The 1455-nt window shown below is 44.6% G+C and carries 2 protein-coding genes; both read right to left on the bottom strand.

Features of this window, described 5'->3' with window-relative positions; all coding sequences use genetic code 11:
• Positions 1-43 precede the first annotated feature (43 nt).
• On the bottom strand, positions 44-799 hold the full coding sequence (locus R7P35_RS24235) for a sulfite exporter TauE/SafE family protein (RefSeq protein ID WP_005496102.1): 756 nt from the start codon (positions 797-799) through the stop codon (positions 44-46).
• Positions 800-845: 46 nt separating this feature from the next.
• Positions 846-1361 (bottom strand): transmembrane regulator ToxS, encoded by a 516-nt coding sequence (toxS, locus tag R7P35_RS24240; RefSeq protein ID WP_005454545.1) that lies wholly within the window; start codon positions 1359-1361, stop codon positions 846-848.
• Positions 1362-1455 lie beyond the last annotated feature (94 nt).

The following is a 1455-nucleotide window of genomic DNA, read 5'->3' on the forward strand; positions in this document are numbered from 1 at the left end:
TATCAATGATTGCTTTATCCATGAAAATTTCCTTTTAACTGGGTTAAACCAGCAATTTGATGCCCACGGCAAACGTGAGAATTTCGAACGCAATTTTAATCACTCGGTTGCTATAGCGAGTTGCGGCCCACGCGCCTAAACTGCCTCCAAGAAAAGAGCTCAACAACAATACTGGTAACCAAGCCCAGTGAATCGGTGCTCCTGCTTGTACAACCGCGACGCCACCAATACCATTCCAAAACAGTCCGACACAAATCATGGTGTAGGCGACCGCTTGTTTGTAATCGAACCCAAACCAACGCACAAGAAAGAGAGTGACAAGCAACCCAGAACCAGCGGTTAAAGACCCGTTGACGATGCCTATCAACATGATGCCAATACCACCAAGAATCCAACCCAATTGATTGCGACGCTTAATGATTTCGATTTGCCCCAGCTGCTTTTTCAAGCGGGAATAAATACCGAGTGCCAGAATCATACTGCCTAGCATCTTTTCCGCAATACCATCAGGGATATGAACGATGAGGTTTGCGCCAATCACAACACCTATACTGCCAACAAAAATCAAATAAAGGGCGATGGGTAATTTAATTGTGCCGGCTTTGAGGTGAGTGCTTGCAGCGCCCAAGCCTAAAGCAACAGAAGCCACTTTATGAGTGCCTAGTGCAACGGAGAACGGTAAGCCAAGAAAAATAAGTAGAGGAAACTGTAGCAAACCGGCGCCGCCACCAGAAAGAGATGCCAACGTATTTGCAACGAGCGAGCCGAAAAAGAGAGTGAAAGTGTCTAACCAATCCATGAGAAAAAATTAAGGGGGCATCTTGCCCCCTTATCACTAATTAAATTCAGTTTCTAAACAGTACCGTAGAACCGTGATTTAGGCTAGTTAATAGCAGAGTCTTTTCATTAACCACGTCAATTCGGCGGCTTTGTTCTGCATCTAGCTTAAAGATTTGAGTAATTAAACGTAGTTGCGCTTCAGAAAAATCCTTGGATTGAGAAGAAGAAATATCTTTGAACTCAGAAGGAGACACAAGCAGATAGTTATCACTCACTTCCCAGCGACCTTTCTCTGAAATATTAATTGTCGATTCAGCCGTCGAGCCTTGTGCGAACAGTTTGATGTTTGCCACACGAATGTAATCGCCATTCGGCAGGTACTTAACGTTCGACTCCACATTCACTCGACGTAACGGGCCTACGGTATCGTCTGGCAAGTTATCAGTAATCACAGTCACCATGGTTGACTGCCATTCATTTGATGTAAGCACTTGCTCAACTTTAAGGTCACTGCCCCAGTACAACCAACCACTGAAAAGGATAGATACGGCCAAAACCGCAGATGCTACTTTAATCTTCATGCTGGCCTCCTTTATTTGCAGATGTCTGTTGGATCGTTTTGACCTGCGAAAATACGCAATGTCACGTTCTCATAAGAGTGGTTGCTGTCATGAA

Source organism: Vibrio sp. Vb0304, assembly GCF_033338995.1.
Taxonomy (GTDB): Bacteria; Pseudomonadota; Gammaproteobacteria; order Enterobacterales; family Vibrionaceae; genus Vibrio; species Vibrio alginolyticus.

What these genes read in the sequence shown, in the direction of transcription:
- R7P35_RS24235 (WP_005496102.1), bottom strand. Translation starts at nt 799, where the DNA reads ATGGATTGGTTAGACACTTTCACTCTCTTTTTCGGCTCGCTCGTTGCA.
- toxS (WP_005454545.1), bottom strand. Translation starts at nt 1,361, where the DNA reads ATGAAGATTAAAGTAGCATCTGCGGTTTTGGCCGTATCTATCCTTTTC.